Annotated in this window: 14 protein-coding genes; 5 read left to right on the top strand and 9 right to left on the bottom strand. The window is 67.9% G+C overall.

Annotated features, from left to right (window positions below; all coding sequences use genetic code 11):
- Window positions 1–5: 5 nt before the first annotated feature.
- The 7 genes from phnD to Q9235_RS14000 form a co-directional block, all read right to left on the bottom strand.
- Entirely contained in the window at window positions 6–995 is a 990-nt protein-coding gene (gene phnD, locus Q9235_RS14030; protein ID WP_306222390.1) for a phosphate/phosphite/phosphonate ABC transporter substrate-binding protein, read from the bottom strand.
- Between the two features lie 121 nt (window positions 996–1,116).
- Window positions 1,117–1,899, bottom strand: coding sequence for a DeoR/GlpR family DNA-binding transcription regulator (locus tag Q9235_RS14025; protein WP_306222389.1), 783 nt, complete (start codon window positions 1,897–1,899; stop codon window positions 1,117–1,119).
- A 96-nt stretch (window positions 1,900–1,995) separates the two neighbouring features.
- On the bottom strand, window positions 1,996–2,775 hold the full coding sequence (locus Q9235_RS14020; protein WP_306222388.1) for a sulfite exporter TauE/SafE family protein: 780 nt from the start codon (window positions 2,773–2,775) through the stop codon (window positions 1,996–1,998).
- Window positions 2,776–2,918: 143 nt separating this feature from the next.
- Window positions 2,919–3,608, bottom strand: a complete 690-nt coding sequence (locus Q9235_RS14015) for an ankyrin repeat domain-containing protein (RefSeq protein ID WP_306222387.1) — start codon at window positions 3,606–3,608, stop codon at window positions 2,919–2,921.
- A gap of 82 nt (window positions 3,609–3,690) precedes the next feature.
- Window positions 3,691–4,182: a GlcG/HbpS family heme-binding protein gene (locus tag Q9235_RS14010; protein WP_306222386.1), complete on the bottom strand. Its 492-nt coding sequence runs from the start codon at window positions 4,180–4,182 to the stop codon at window positions 3,691–3,693.
- A gap of 125 nt (window positions 4,183–4,307) precedes the next feature.
- On the bottom strand, window positions 4,308–4,913 hold the full coding sequence (locus Q9235_RS14005; protein WP_306222385.1) for a response regulator transcription factor: 606 nt from the start codon (window positions 4,911–4,913) through the stop codon (window positions 4,308–4,310).
- Window positions 4,910–6,448: a sensor histidine kinase gene (locus Q9235_RS14000; protein WP_306222384.1), complete on the bottom strand. Its 1,539-nt coding sequence runs from the start codon at window positions 6,446–6,448 to the stop codon at window positions 4,910–4,912. Before Q9235_RS14000 ends, Q9235_RS14005 begins: the two co-directional genes overlap by 4 nt.
- 205 nt (window positions 6,449–6,653) lie before the next feature.
- Between Q9235_RS14000 and Q9235_RS13995 the strand changes: the two genes are divergently transcribed.
- The 4 genes from Q9235_RS13995 (at window position 6,654) to Q9235_RS13980 (ending at window position 10,953) form a co-directional block, all read left to right on the top strand.
- A complete protein-coding gene (locus tag Q9235_RS13995; protein ID WP_306228265.1) occupies window positions 6,654–7,676 on the top strand; it encodes an amino acid ABC transporter substrate-binding protein in 1,023 nt (340 codons plus the stop codon).
- 186 nt (window positions 7,677–7,862) lie between these two features.
- A complete protein-coding gene (locus Q9235_RS13990; protein ID WP_306222383.1) occupies window positions 7,863–9,035 on the top strand; it encodes an amino acid ABC transporter permease in 1,173 nt (390 codons plus the stop codon).
- Between the two features lies 1 nt (window position 9,036).
- On the top strand, window positions 9,037–10,161 hold the full coding sequence (locus Q9235_RS13985; protein WP_306222382.1) for an amino acid ABC transporter permease: 1,125 nt from the start codon (window positions 9,037–9,039) through the stop codon (window positions 10,159–10,161).
- A gap of 108 nt (window positions 10,162–10,269) precedes the next feature.
- The gene (locus Q9235_RS13980) at window positions 10,270–10,953 is read left to right on the top strand and encodes a lysophospholipid acyltransferase family protein (protein WP_306222381.1); all 684 of its coding nucleotides are present in this window, start codon (window positions 10,270–10,272) and stop codon (window positions 10,951–10,953) included.
- Between the two features lie 13 nt (window positions 10,954–10,966).
- On the opposite strand, the gene Q9235_RS13975 is transcribed toward Q9235_RS13980, so the two are convergent.
- Window positions 10,967–11,647: an EipA family protein gene (locus Q9235_RS13975; RefSeq protein WP_306222380.1), complete on the bottom strand. Its 681-nt coding sequence runs from the start codon at window positions 11,645–11,647 to the stop codon at window positions 10,967–10,969.
- 162 nt (window positions 11,648–11,809) lie between these two features.
- Here Q9235_RS13975 and Q9235_RS13970 point away from each other — a divergent pair, with 162 nt between their 5' ends.
- A complete protein-coding gene (locus tag Q9235_RS13970) occupies window positions 11,810–13,162 on the top strand; it encodes a sensor histidine kinase (protein ID WP_306222379.1) in 1,353 nt (450 codons plus the stop codon).
- A gap of 181 nt (window positions 13,163–13,343) precedes the next feature.
- On the opposite strand, the gene Q9235_RS13965 is transcribed toward Q9235_RS13970, so the two are convergent.
- Window positions 13,344–14,027 (bottom strand): response regulator transcription factor, encoded by a 684-nt coding sequence (locus tag Q9235_RS13965; RefSeq protein ID WP_306222378.1) that lies wholly within the window; start codon window positions 14,025–14,027, stop codon window positions 13,344–13,346.
- Between the last annotated feature and the right edge of the window lie 38 nt (window positions 14,028–14,065).

Raw genomic sequence — 14,065 nt, 5'->3', positions numbered from 1 at the left:
CGACATCAATCGCCCTTCAGCTTCGAGAGGCCGTCCTGGGTATAGGTGATGCCGCTATCCCTCTGGATCAGGATGATGTCGCCCCAGGCGTCCTTGTAGCTCAGTTCCTTGAAGCCCTTGGTGTCCTTGAACTCCTTGGCGAGCGCCGAATTCAGGAAGTCGAAGCTCAGGAAGGCCTGCTTGATCTTGGCCTGCAGCTCGGGCTTGAGGTCATGGGCGAGGCCGAAAGCCGTGCGCGGGAACGGGCTGGATTCATAGACGATACGGATGTCATCACGCTTGAACATGCCGCGATCGGCCATGCGCTCGACCACGCTGGAGGCGACCGGCGCGGCGTCATAATCCTTGTTGACCACGCCCATGATCGAGTTGTCGTGCTTGCCGGAATAGAGGACCTCGTAGTCCTTGCCGGGCACGACACCCTTCTCCTTGAACAGGATGCGTGGCGCGGTGTCGCCCGAATTCGAGGACGGCGCGACGTGGGCGACGCGCTTGCCCTTGAGATCGGCGATGCTCTTGATCGGCGAATCCTTAGGCACGATCAATTGCAGCGTATAGCCGATCGAATCGTCCTTCTTGGCCATCGCGACGATCGGCACGAAGCCGGCGAGATTGACCGCGAAGGGCGTCGGCCCGCTGGCGACACCGGCGATATGGAGGCGGCCGGAGCGCATCGCCTCGACCTGCGCGGCATAGGATTCAGCGCCGAACCATTTGATCTTCTTGCCCGTCGCCTTGCTGAGATGGGCGAGGAAATCGGCGAAGACGTTCTCGTAGACCGACGGGTCCTCCACCGGCGTGTAGGAGAAGATCAGCGTGTCCGGGTCCTTCTGCTTCGCCGCATCGGCAGGCGTATCGGCGAGCAGGTCGCGATTGGCGTCGCAATAGCGGGCATCGAGCGTCCCGCGATTGGCGCAATCCTGCGCCTGGACGGGACCGGCAAGCCCGACCCCGAAAGCAAGCAGGCAAAGGGACGCGATCTTGGCGCGCAGCATGGCAACCTCCCTGGAAGCGGCGGCGCCCTGACGGCGCTCGTGTAAGATTTCTTCCATCCTGATCAAAAGCGATCACGGGCGCAAGGGTGCCGGCTAAAGATTTGGCGGGCGAACGGCAGTGTCAGGCGACAAGCCAGCGCGTGCCGCTGCGCTCCCAGCTTTCGCGCAGGCGCAAGCCGGGCTCGGCGTCGACGACGACGAGGCTGAGCGCCTCGGGCGGCGCGACGCGGGCCGTGCCGGTCTGGTCGAACTTGGTATGGTCGGCGAGCGCCAGGCTCTGCCGCGCGCGGCTCATCGCGGCCTGCCGGACGGCGATCTTCTCGAGATCGAAATCCATCGGCGCGCCGTCATCGTCGAAGCCGCCGAGGCCGATGATCGCGTAGTCGAAGCGGAAGCCCGTGATACTGGCGATCGCCGCCTGCCCGACCAGCGAACCGTTGGCGCCGCGCGTCGTGCCGCCGGTCACCACCACGTCGAAGACGCCATGGCTGCAGAAGATCTGGGCGACGGAGACGCTCGCCGTCACCACCCTGAGGCCTGGCTTGTTGATCAGCGCCCGCGCGGCGGCCTCGACCGTGGTGCCGACATCGAGGAAGACCGAGGCTCCGGGTGGCACGATCCGCGCCACCGCTGCGCCGATCCGCTCCTTGCCGCGCGGCGAGACGGTGAGTTTCTGGGCATAGGCCGAGCGGATGCCCCCGGAGGCGAGCCCCGCCCCGCCATGGAAGCGCTGCAGGAAATTGCCGGCCTGGAGGCGGATGATCTCGCGCCGGACCGTCTGGGCCGACACCCCGAAGCGCTCCGCCAATGTCTCGATCGTGGTGAAGCCGAGATCCTGCACGAGGTCGAGGATCTGCCGCTGGCGCGGGGTCAGGGTCTCGGTATCGGGAGCGGAAGAGCTCATCGCATGTCCGTGCCAGACTGCCGGGCGCAGGAAGGCCGCCCGGCCACGCGCGTATGATAGCCGCCCGGCCTGAAATGCAAGCGGCCGGCACGCGCCCTAGCTGGCGCTTCCCCACAACGCATGGACCGATTGCACGATGGCGAAGCCGCTGACCGCGAGCAGGATCACGATCGCAACGATGCGGTAATGGCGCTGCAACGCCGAGTGGAACAGCCGCGTCCCGATCACCTGTCCGACGAAGAGCGCGGGGATGGTCACCGCCGCCAGCAGCGCCGTCGAGGCGCCCAGCAACCCGGATGCACCCGCAAAGCCGATCGCAACCGTGTCCGACAGCAGGAAATACAGGACGATCGAGGCGCGTCCGACATGCATCGCCGTCTGGGCGTTGAGATAGAACAGCACGACGGGCGGGCCGCTCATCGCGGCGGCGCCGTTGAGCAGGCCGGAAAGGATGCCGACGCCGAAGGTCGCGGGCACGCCCGGCTCGTGGTTCGCCTTCAGCCCGGCGGCAAGCGCGCAGGTCGTCGCCAGCACGACGAGCGCGATGACGAGGCGCATCACGTCGGCCGGCAGCGCGGCGAGGCCATAAAGCCCGATCGGCGTCGCCAGCAGCGCTCCGGCGACGAGCAGCAGGACGGAGCGCAGATGCGCCGAGCGCCACAGGCCCGGCAGCAATTGCAGGCTGCCGGCCACTTCGAGCAGCAGCACCATCGGCACGGCCGTGACGGGATCCGCGATCAGGGCGAGCAGCGGCACGGCCACGAGCGCGAAGCCGAAGCCGGTATAGCCGCGCATGATCGCCGTCAGGAAGACGACGAGGATGCAGGCCGAAACCTGGTCCGTGCTGAACGGCTGCAGCAGCCCGGCGATCGTCATGAAGCCCCCGCGAATGGACCAGCGTCGTATGGGCGCGACCGAACCGCCTGCCTAGAGCAATTCCGGCAAAACTATTTGGCCGCTTTGCATGGGGTCGAAACGGTCCGGCAGCAGGTTCCACGCACGAGCCATGGAGGCTGGTTTCAGCGAGGAGCGCCGGCCTCCAACAACGCCACCATGGCGGCGTATCCGCGCGAACGGGCGTGCTGCAATGGCGTGGCGCCCTGCCTGTCGGCGAGATTACGATCGGCGCCGGCCGCGAGCAGGGCCCGCACGGTCTCGACATGGCGCTTGCCGCCATCGCCGAGGATCACCGCCTCGATCAGGGCGGTCCAGCCGAGATTGTTGACATGGTCGAGCGGCGCGCCGGCCTTGATCAATTCGCGGACGATGCCGTCATGGCCGAGATGCGCAGCGGCGATCAGCGCCGTGCCATCATAGCGGCTGGTGGTGAGCTTCGCCGAGGCGCCCGAGGCCAGCAGGGCCTTCAGCGCCGGAACGTCATCGGTTACGGAGACGATGGTCACCGCGTCATAGCGCTGGTTGTCGAACAGGCCGGAATCGGCTCCGGCCACGATCAGCGCGCGGATCGCCTCCGCCTGGCCGCGGAAGGCGGCGACATGCAGCGGCGTGCGGCCGTTGCTGTCGCGCTGATCGAGCTTTTCGCCGGCGTCCGCAAGGCGCCGGATCGTTGCGATATCGCCAACGGCGGCGGCGGCATGCAAGCCGCGATAGGCGGCGAGCTCGGTCGCGTCGGGCGGCGTCTGCGCAACGGCCCGGCCGAACAGGGCGGCCGCGACCAGGGCCACGGCGATCAGCAGCATCCTCGCCATCACGGCGCTCCTTCCTGTGAATAGGCGAAAGGCAGGCGGCCGCTTCCGCAACCGCCTGCCTCATTTCAGATCAGGCCCAGGCTCAGCGCAGCTTGGCCTTCACCTTCTCGATGCCGACATTGGCGCATTCCTCGTCGAGATGGCCGCCCGGCGCGCCGCCGACGCCGACGGCGCCGATCACCTCGTCGCCGACCTTGACCGGGACACCGCCGCCGAGCAGCAGGAAGCCCTCGATCGCGGCCATGTTGCGCGCGGCCGGGTTCTTCTCGACGCCCTCGGCGATCGCGCCGGTGGCGTTGCGGGCCGAGGCCGCGGTGAAGGCCTTGTCACGGCTGGCCGCGACGGTGTGCGGGCCGGCCTTGTCGGTGCGGAGGACGGCGCGGGTGACGCCGGCACGATCGACGACCGTCGCGGTGACGTTGAAGTTCTTGGCGGCGCAGGCCTCGACGGTCGCCTGGGCGATTTCCTGGGCGATGGCGAGCGGCATGTTGCGCTCCTGCAGGACCTGGGCGCCGGCAGCGGCCGGAACGAGCGCGAGCCCGAGGGCGGCGGCGGCGAAACGGATCTTGGTCATGATCTCTCCGGGACTTGAGCGGGGCGAGCCATAAGCTCGATGGCCGCAAGTTAGCCGGTCCCGTCAGGCGTTTTGATCGGTGCGGCGCCGGAGCCGCCTCCGTAGTCCTACGGAGAGACCCGCGCCTATCCCTCCAGCGCGAAGCGCACCATCTCGGCGACGGAGCCCGCCCCGAGCTTCCCGGCGATATTGGCACGGTGGGTCTCGACGGTGCGCGGCGAAACGTCGAGCGCCCGCGCGATCTCCTTGGTCGACAGGCCCTCGGCCACGAGATCGAGGATTTCACGCTCGCGCTGCGTCAGCTTCGCCTTGAGTGCGTCGCGGCCGGCGCGGGCGGTCTCGGCCCGGTTGCGCTGATCGAGCGCCGCGAAAGCCGCCTCGACCGCCTCCAGAAGCACCTGCTCGTCGATCGGTTTGGTCAGGAAATCGACCGCACCGGCCTTGAAGGCGCGCCGGCAGGCGGCGACGTCGCCATGGCCGGTGATCATCACCGTCGGCATGCCGCCGACCTCCTTGGCCATGCGCTCCAGCAATTGCAGGCCGGAGGTGCCGGGCATGCGGATATCCACGACGAGGCAGCCGTCCTGGCGCGGGTCGGGCCTGTCGAGGAACGGCTGCACGCCGGAGAAGGGCCGCGGCGCGAAGCCCATGGTGCGCAGCAGCAGGACGAGCGCGTCGCGCACATCGGCATCGTCGTCGATCAGATAGACGATCCGCGCTGCCGGCCTCATTCCGCCGCCATCCCGAGTTCGTTCGCCAGCGCCGTAAAGCGCACGCTGAAGACCGCCCCGCGTTCAGGCCCGTTGCGCGCAGCGATCCGCCCGCCGGCCGCCTCCACCAGTCGCTCGCAAAGCGGCAGGCCGAGCCCCATGCCGCTGCTCTTGGTGGTGAAGAACGGCTCGAACACGCGAGCCATATCGGTCTCGGCGATGCCCGGCCCGTCATCGGTCACGGCGATCTCCGCCTCGCCGTCGACGAGACGCGTGGCCAAGACGATCTCGCGCCGTCCGGCCGGCATGGCCTCGACCGCCTCGGCGGCATTGCGGACGAGATTATGCACGACCTGCTCAATCGAGACCCGGTCGAGCAGCGCCTGCGGCCCGGGCTCGCTCAGCTCCAGCCGGAGCGTGACCTCCCGCTCCTGCAGGTCGCGCTGGCTGAGCTCGACCACATTGCGGACGATCCGGTTGAGGTCATGCGGCTGCCGCTGCGGCTCGCGCCGCGTCACATAGGTCCGCAATCGTTCGAGAATCTCGCCGGCTCGGCGTGCGTGCCGGACATTCGCCTCAAGCACCCCGACAAGATCGCCGGGTGCCGCATCGCCTGATCGTGCGAGCCGCAGGCCGGCCTGGCTCTGGCTCAGGATCGCAGTCAGTGGCTGCGTGATCTCATGGGCGATGCCGGAGGCCATCTCGCCGACCGTGTTGACCCGCATCGCATGGGCGAGCCGGGCATCGTGCTCGTGCAGGCGCACCGCCTCGCGTGCCCGCCGGCTGGCGCGCCGCTCACGCAGCACCGCCAGCAGCAGGAACAGGCCGAGGCCCGCAGCGACCGGCCAGCCGAACAGCAGACCCGGCGGCAGCAGTTCGGCCAGGGCCGGCCGCCGCGTCAATTCCAGCAGCAGCGGCTGCGACCGGCTGCCCAGGGCCTTCGTGAAGGAGAGTTCCGGGATCGGCGTGGCTTGCGCCAGTGGCGAGCCATGCTGGACGATCGCCGTCCCGGAGGCATCGCTCAGCTTCAACGCGGCATTGTCGCTCAAGCCGCCTTCCGGCTCGGTCAGAAGCCGGGCATCGATGACGAGGACCAGCGCCCGTGGCCCATGGCCGATATCGGGCACGCGCTTCACCAGGGCGTAGAACGGGCTCCCCGAGCGACTGGCGAGCGTGACGGCCTGGCCCGGCGCCAGCGCGGCGACACGGGCGGACAGCGCCGCCGGATCGAAATCGCCCAGGCTCGGAGGCACGCCGCCCACGGAGACGGTCTCGATCAATTCGACGGCGACGATGCGCGGATAGAAGCGCCGCATCGCCTCGATCACCGCGCGGAAGCTCGCCGATTCCGCGTTCGAGCTGGCGAGCACGGCCGCCAGGCTGGTCAGATGCGCGTCATGCTGCTCGACGCGCTGCGAGACGACGCGGTGCAGCGTCGTCCCCTCGCGCTGGAGCGCATCGCCCGCGCGCACGAACTCGACGGCAGCGCCAAGCCCCAGCCCGGCCAGTGCCAGCGGAACCCACAACAGCAGGAAAGGGGCGAGGCGCGGTGTCAAGGATTTCATCCGGTTTCAAGCCAAGCCTAGCGCGAAGGGCGCAAGCCGTCACTGCCGGACGAAGCGCAGGTGTTGTGACGCGAGGAATGGAAAATCCCGCGTGGCGGACGCGCGCAACGCTCTTGCGGACGCCATCACGCCCCAATAGGCTCGCTTTCGACGCGCCGATGACAGGCGCGCACAAGGGGAAACGCCTATGTCCAAGATGTTCAGTAAACTGGTCGCATTCGGCCTCGCCGCTGCGGCCTTGTCCGTCTATGCCGCGCCGGCCTCGGCGCAGGCCACGCTCGAAGCCGTCAGGAAGCGCGGCAAGGTGCTCTGCGGCGTCTCCCCGACGGCCCCGGGCTTCTCCTATGCCGACGACAAGGGCGTCCGCCAGGGCTTCGACGCCGACGTTTGCCGCGCCGTCTCCTCCGCCGTCTTCGGCGCGCCGGACAAGGTCGATTTCGTCCCGCTCAACACCAATGTCCGCTTCCAGGGCCTGCAGTCGGGCGAGGTCGACCTGCTCTCGCGCCAGACCACGGCGACCTTCTCGCGCGATACCTCGCTCGGCCTCGATTTCGCGCCGGTCGTCTTTTATGACGGTCAGGGCCTGATGGTCTCGACCAAGCTCGGCGTGAAGAGCGCGTCGGAGCTCTCGCAATCGGCCGTCTGCATCCTGCCGGGCACGACGACGCTGCAGAACCTCGAGGACTACTTCAAGCCGCGCAACATCAAGTACGAGGCAGTCGTCTTCGAGAACCCGGACGAGTGGCGCAACGCCTTCTTCTCCGGCCGCTGCGACGTCATCACCACCGACCGCTCGGATCTGGCCTCGGTGCGCGCCATCGCCAACGATCCCAAGCAATACGTCATCCTGCCCGAGACCATCTCGAAGGAGCCGCTCGCTCCCGTCGTCCGCCAGAACGACAGCAACTGGCGCGACATCGTCTCCTGGACGGTCAACGCCCTGATCGCGGCCGAGGAGTACGGGGTCACCAAGGGCAATATCGACGAGCAGCTCAAGAGCAAGGACCCCGAGGTCCAGCGCCTGCTCGGCGTCAACGGCGACCTCGGCAAGATGCTGAATCTCGACAACAAATGGGCCTATAACGCGATCAAGCAGCTCGGCAATTACGGCGAACTCTTCGAGCGTCATCTCGGCGAGAAGACCCCGCTTGGCCTGACCCGCGGCCCCAACCAGCTCTGGAACAAGGGCGGCCTGATCTACTCCCCGCCTTTCCGGTGATCCCGGCCTTCGCCTCGGGCGGGAAGGCGGCCTCCGCTTTCCCGCTCCGATGCGACAATAACCACATGGATCGCTGTTGCCGCGTCCGGCGGGACGTGAGGGCGATCTGCCATGCGTTCCCTCGATTGACCTGAGACCATCGGCCGCCCCTGTGCGGCCGGTGCGTCCCCAGCCCGGAACAGCCCGATGGCCACCTCCGATTCCAGCCCGGTGCGGCTGCTCTACGACGTGCGCGTCCGCGCCGTGCTCTATCAGGTCGTCGCGGTCGCGCTCGTCGTCGGCATCGGCCTCTATCTCTTCGGCACCGTCTCGCGGAAGCTGGCGGCGCAGAACATCGCGACCGGCTTCGATTATCTCTCCCGGCCCGCCGGCTTCGTCATCAGCCAGTCCTTCATCTCCTACGATTCCGGCAACACCTATGGCCGCGCGATCCTGGTCGGTCTGCTCAACACGATCTGGGTCTCGGTCTTCGCCGTCATCCTCTCGAGCGTGCTCGGCCTCGCCGTCGGCATCGCCCGGCTGTCGCGCAATCCGCTGCTCTCGACGCTCGCGCTGGTCTATGTCGAGGCGCTGCGCAACGTGCCGCTGCTGCTCTATCTCTTCCTCTGGTACGCGCTGATCGTCGCGGTCTTCCCGCCGGTGCGCGAGGCCTGGCAGATCCTGCCCGATGTCTTCCTCAGCAATGGCGGCCTGATCGTGCCCTCGCTGCGCTGGTCATCAGCCCATACCGGCGTGCTGGCCGGCGTCGTGCTCGGCATCGTGCTGGCCTGCCTCGTCGCCTCGTCCTTCCGCCGCAAGCGCGTCGCCACCGGCCAGAGCCGCATGGCCTGGCCCTATGTCCTTGCCGCGCTCGTCGTCCCGGTCCTCCTCGCCATGCTGATCTTTCAGCCCGAGATGGCGGTGAACTGGCCGGAGAAAGGTCGCTTCCGCATCACCGGAGGCCTGCAGGTCACGCCGGAATTCACGGCGCTTCTGGTCGGGCTCGGCCTTTCGGCTTCCGCCGGCATCGCCGAGATCGTGCGCGCCGGCATCCTCTCGGTCGGACGCGGCCAATGGGAGGCGGCGCGCGCGGTCGGGCTGCACGACCGCCAGACCATGCGGCTCGTCGTGCTGCCGCAGGCTTTGCGCGTGATCATCCCGCCGTTGACCAGCTCCTATCTCTCGACCTTCAAGAACTCGTCGCTCGCCATCGCCATCGGCTATCCCGACCTCGTCATGGTCTCGAACACGACGATGAACCAGACCGGGCAGGCGATCGAGGGCATCGCCATCTTCATGCTGGTCTATCTCGGCATGTCGATCACGATCTCCATGCTGATGAACTGGTACAACGCCCGCGTCGCGCTGGTGGAGCGTTGAGATGACCGACACCGCCCAGCTCAGCACCCTGGCATCCGTCGCCGACGAGCGGCCGAAACGGCCCGCGAGCAGTTGGTATGCACTGCTCAAGCCCTATATCGGTACGCCCTTCAACGCCGTCGTCACCTTCGCCTGCCTCTGGCTGATCTACCGCCTCGTCACCGGTGCCTGGGGCTGGCTCGTCACCCGCGCCATCGTCGAGGGCGGACCGCAGACCTGCAAGGCCGCCGCCGGCGCCGGCGCCTGCTGGCCGTTCCTGGCGGCGAAGCTGCGCTTCATGATCTTCGGCTTCTTCCCCTATGACGAGCACTGGCGGCCGGCTCTGGCGGTGCTGCTTTTCCTCGGCGCGATGATCTATTCGATGATTCCGCGCTTCTGGTCTCGCCGGCTGCTCTGGCTCTGGCTCGCCGTCGTCGTCATCTGCGGCGTGCTGATGTATGGCGGGGTCTTCGGTCTCAGCGTGGTCAGCACCACGAACTGGGGCGGCCTGCCGCTCTCCTTCATGCTCTCCTCGGTCGGGCTCGCCTTCGGCTTCGTCCTCGGCGTGCTGCTGGCGCTGGCGCGCTCCTCGAAGCTGCCGGCGATCCAGGTCATCGCCGTCGTCTTCATCGAGATGGTGCGCGGCGTGCCGCTGGTCTCGATCCTGTTCATGGCCTCGGTCATGCTGCCGCTGTTCATGCCGGATGGCGTGACCATCGACAAATTGTTGCGGGCGCAAGTCGCGATCATCATCTTCGCCGGCGCCTATATCGCCGAGACCGTCCGCGGCGGCCTGCAGGCGGTGCCGAAGGGCCAGCATGAGGCGGCGGCATCGCTCGGCCTCGGCTACTGGCTGTCGATGCGCAAGATCGTGCTGCCGCAGGCGCTGAAGATCGTGATCCCGCCGCTGGTCAACATCTTCATCGGCTTCTTCCAGGACACGACGCTGGTCACCATCATCGGCCTGCTCGACTTCCTCGACACGGTGCGCTCGGCGATGCGCGATCCGGTCTGGCAGGGCATCGCCGTGCTGGAGGGTTATATCTTCGCGGCGCTGGTCTATGCCGTGTTCAGCTACGGCATGGGCTCCTATAGCCGCTTCATCGAAAGGCGCCTGAAGACCGACCACAGCCACGGCCGGCACTGACAAGGGCGGCTTTCCGGGCCACTTCGTGGGCGCTGTCGCGCCCGCGCAATGTTCCAGCAAACCGCCGCGCCGACCACTCCCGATGATTCTCATCGCGGAGATCGGACGATGCTCTTCAGCCCAGACCGGTCGGCAGCGCTCGCCGGCCGCGCCCTGCATGCCTATCTCGACCTGGTCCGGCGGACGACGCGCTTCAAGCCGGTCATCCCCGGCGCCCGGCCCTGGGAGCGCAACTGCGAACCCTTCATCGCCCTGACCTGGCACGGCCAGCAGATGCTGAGCCTCGCAGCGCTGGAGGGCGCCTCGCGCGTTGCGGTCCTGACCTCGCTGCATTTCGACGGATCGGTCGTAAGCTCGGTCGTCGAACGCGCCGGCTTCCGCAGCATCCGTGGATCGGGCACGCAGACCCCGGCCAAGATCGCGGCGAAGCGCTCCGTCCCGGCCTTCTTCGAGATGCGCGACGCCCTGCGTCAGGGCACGAGCCTGATGCTCACGGCCGATGTCCCCAAGCTGTCGCGCATCGCCGGCAAAGGGGCTGTGCAGCTTGCCCGCGCAACCGGCCGCCCGATCTATCTCTTCGCTGCCGTCACCAGCGCGCGGGTCGATCTCGACAACTGGGACCATGCCAGCATCGCCCTGCCCTTCGGGCGCGGCTGTGTCCTCTGGTCCGAGCCTCTCTATGTGCGCAAGGCCGCCGACGACCGCGAGATCGGCCTGATCGCACTGGACATCTCGGCCCGCCTCGACGAGCTCCATGTCACTGCGCAGCGCAATATCGGCCGGGAGCGCTAGCCTGAGCCTTCCTTCAGCGCCGGCCGGGCGGGGCGCAGCCGCCGGGCGCGCCGCAGATATCGGCGGGCGGGCGCAGCGTCTCCGGCTCGCCGCCGGGCTCGATCCGAATCCGGCTAAGGTCTCCCGAGAGCCTGAGGCCCAGGCCGGACGAGATCAGCACGATCCGGGCCCGGCTGGAGGCGAGGATCGTCGCATTCGCTCCGGCGAGGAAATGGGCGCTGCCGCCGAGGCTGGCATAGGTGCCGAAAACATCCTCCTGCCGGTCGAGCCCGTAGACCAGCATGATCACCCGCCCGTAATCGGCGCCGAGCCCGATGCCGACCGAGAGCGCCGTCCAGATCACCGGCATCGGCACCCCGTCCGAGAACCGCAATTCGCCGCTGCCATGCCGCCCGCCGACCACGAAGGAGCCGCTGAGCTCGCCGCCGACGATATAGGCGTTCGGCTCGCCGAAGAGCGCGAGCGAGCGCTCGATCGGCACGCTGACCGTTTTGGAAGCGGCATTGAACACGCCATCGACCAGCCGGGCGATGTCATGGCGCGAAGCGGTCGGCAACTGGCCGGGCCGGATATCGTCTCGCGACGGAACGCCCTGCGCGGCAGCCGGCTCTTGCGCCTGTCCAATCGCGAGCAGGACCGCCACCGCCAGATCGCGCAGCCGCAACCCTCCCGCCATGGCGCGCAGCGCTTGCATCAGGCCAGGCGATCCATGAGGGGATTGAACGACAAGGGTGATACGGTCCATGCGGAGCCCGGCAGGGCGACGCCCCCGGCCCGAGAAGCCATACCCGCACAGAGGCTCCGTGACGACCCGCAACGTTGAAACCGTTTCGATATCCCCTGCGTCGAAACGCTCATGGCCGCGGACGGATGCCCGGCGATGACCTCGCTCTCGCGTGCCCTGACCATCCGGCTGACGCTGCTCGGCACCGTCCTGTTCGTCGCCTTCATCGCGGCCGTGCTCGCCTTCACCTTCATCACCGAGGACCCGGGCGTCCTGCGCAACGATGTCACCTCCCAGATCATTCGGCAAAGCGTGCGCCCCGCCGGCACCGCCGCATTGCAGGTCCAGAAATCGCCTGGCCTCGCCAAGATCGAGCAGGCCAGCCCGCTGCTCTGGTATCTGGTCTCGGATGGACGTTCGGTCGTCGAGTATGCGCCAGAGTTGCGGCCGGGCCTGCCGATCGACATCCGGCTGGACGGCCCGACCATCGCCGCGCAGATGCGGGTCGGCGGCGATAATGCGCTCTCGGTCGAGGTTGCCGAGCAGGATGGCAGCCGCATCCTCGTCGCCACCGGCGGCGGGCGGCCGGGCTGGGGCGTGATCCTCGGCTATTTCCTGCGCGCCATCGCAGGTTCCGCGGCGGCGATCTCGGTCGTGTTCGGGATCATGATCGCAGCCGCCATCGCCATGTCGGTCTCCTATATCTCAAGCCGCCTGCGCAGCGCGGCCGAAGCCGCCGCCCGGATCGATCCCCGCGCGCCGCGCGGCCTGCTGCCGACGGAGGAGACGCCCGTCGAATTGATGCCGCTGACCACGGCCCTGAACTCGGCGCTCGACCAGATCGCGGGCAACATGGAGGTGCAGCGGCGCTTCATGAACAATGTCGCGCATGAATTGCGCACGCCGCTCGCGGTCATGCGCACAAAGGTGGATTCGCTGCCCGACGAGGCGGCGCGCCTTGCGCTGACGATCGATGTCACCCGCCTCACCACCATCGTTTCCTCGATGCTGCAGCTCGCCCGCCTGCACAATACCGAGCTGCCTTTCGAGCCGCTGCGCCTCAACGCCCTGGCCCGCGACGTACTCGCCGATCTCGCCCCGCTGGTGCTCAGCAACGGCATCGACATCGCGCTGGAGGAAGAAGGCTCGCAGGACGTCCTGATCGCGGCCAACGAAGCCACGGCCCGCGCCGCGCTCGCCAACCTCATCGACAATGCGCTGCGCCACGCGCAGGCGCGCTCCTCCATCCTGGTCAAGGTCATCGATGGGAGCGTGCTGGAGGTGAGCGACGACGGCATCGGGATCGCCGCCGCGAAGCGCGCGCAGGTGACCGAGCCGTTCAACCGGATGTCGCCGCACTCGACCGGGGCCGGGCTCGGCCTGACGATCGTGCGCGACATCATGGCCGCGCATGGCGGCGCGCTCGATCTCAGCGATACCGAAGGCGGCGGCACGACGATCCGCCTGACCTTTCGGACGGTGTAGCTGGCATAAGCAGGTCGCTTCGAACCACGCTTGTCATTCCGGGGCGCGCCGCGGGCGCGAACCCGGAACCCACGACCAGGTGAGAAGCCAAGAGTTCGGTTGCGAGCCACCAACCCAGTCGTGGGTTCCGGGTTCTTCGCTACGCGAAGCCCCGGAATGACAAGGGTGGGCAAACCCAGCGCTACAGCGCCGGCTCCGCCTTCTTCAGGATGTAGCCGATGCCGCGCAGCGAGGTGATCTCCACATCGGCGCCGGCATCGCGGAGCTTGCGCCGGAGCCGCGAGATCTGCGCTTCCAGCGTGTTCGACTCGATCAGGTCGTCGAAGCCGTAGACCGCCTCGATCAGCACGTCGCGGGTGACGACACGGCCGGTCCGCTGCACCAGCGCTTCCAGGATCAGCCCCTCGCGCCGGCGCAGATCGAGCATCTCCGCCCCGACCGAGGCATTGCGGCCTTCGAGGTCGAGCGAAAGATTGCCGGCGCTGAGAACGAGGGAGCGCTTCGGATGGCGGCGCCGCGCCAGAACGCGCACCCGCGCGATCAACTCGCCCGGCTCGAACGGCTTGACCAGATAATCGTCGGCACCGCCGTTCAGGCCCTCGATCACGTCGGGCTTGGCGTCGCGCGCCGTCAGCATCAGGAACGCCGGGCGATTCTCGGCCGTGGCCATGGCTTTCACGATCGACAGACCATCGCCATCAGGCAGGCGCCGGTCGACCACGGCGATGTCGAACGGCGCCGTCCGCAGGGCGGCGAGCGCGGTCTCCACGCTATCCGTGCGGTCCACGACCATCCCCGCATTGCCGAGCAGGAGCGAGAGATAGGACATGAGCTCCGGCTCGTCCTCGACAATCAAAGCGCGCATGTCACGTCCGTAGTGATGCATGGATGGAACGTCATGTC

Origin of the sequence: Bosea beijingensis (assembly GCF_030758975.1) — a bacterium.
In the GTDB taxonomy this organism is placed as follows: Bacteria; Pseudomonadota; Alphaproteobacteria; order Rhizobiales; family Beijerinckiaceae; genus Allobosea; species Allobosea beijingensis.
This window is presented reverse-complemented; position numbering and strand designations above follow the sequence as displayed.

What these genes read in the sequence shown, in the direction of transcription:
- phnD (WP_306222390.1), bottom strand. Translation starts at nt 995, where the DNA reads ATGCTGCGCGCCAAGATCGCGTCCCTTTGCCTGCTTGCTTTCGGGGTC.
- Q9235_RS14025 (WP_306222389.1), bottom strand. Translation starts at nt 1,899, where the DNA reads ATGAGCTCTTCCGCTCCCGATACCGAGACCCTGACCCCGCGCCAGCGG.
- Q9235_RS14020 (WP_306222388.1), bottom strand. Translation starts at nt 2,775, where the DNA reads ATGACGATCGCCGGGCTGCTGCAGCCGTTCAGCACGGACCAGGTTTCG.
- Q9235_RS14015 (WP_306222387.1), bottom strand. Translation starts at nt 3,608, where the DNA reads ATGGCGAGGATGCTGCTGATCGCCGTGGCCCTGGTCGCGGCCGCCCTG.
- Q9235_RS14010 (WP_306222386.1), bottom strand. Translation starts at nt 4,182, where the DNA reads ATGACCAAGATCCGTTTCGCCGCCGCCGCCCTCGGGCTCGCGCTCGTT.
- Q9235_RS14005 (WP_306222385.1), bottom strand. Translation starts at nt 4,913, where the DNA reads ATGAGGCCGGCAGCGCGGATCGTCTATCTGATCGACGACGATGCCGAT.
- Q9235_RS13995 (WP_306228265.1), top strand. Translation starts at nt 6,654, where the DNA reads ATGTTCAGTAAACTGGTCGCATTCGGCCTCGCCGCTGCGGCCTTGTCC.
- Q9235_RS13990 (WP_306222383.1), top strand. Translation starts at nt 7,863, where the DNA reads ATGGCCACCTCCGATTCCAGCCCGGTGCGGCTGCTCTACGACGTGCGC.
- Q9235_RS13985 (WP_306222382.1), top strand. Translation starts at nt 9,037, where the DNA reads ATGACCGACACCGCCCAGCTCAGCACCCTGGCATCCGTCGCCGACGAG.
- Q9235_RS13980 (WP_306222381.1), top strand. Translation starts at nt 10,270, where the DNA reads ATGCTCTTCAGCCCAGACCGGTCGGCAGCGCTCGCCGGCCGCGCCCTG.
- Q9235_RS13975 (WP_306222380.1), bottom strand. Translation starts at nt 11,647, where the DNA reads ATGCAAGCGCTGCGCGCCATGGCGGGAGGGTTGCGGCTGCGCGATCTG.
- Q9235_RS13970 (WP_306222379.1), top strand. Translation starts at nt 11,810, where the DNA reads ATGGCCGCGGACGGATGCCCGGCGATGACCTCGCTCTCGCGTGCCCTG.
- Q9235_RS13965 (WP_306222378.1), bottom strand. Translation starts at nt 14,027, where the DNA reads ATGCGCGCTTTGATTGTCGAGGACGAGCCGGAGCTCATGTCCTATCTC.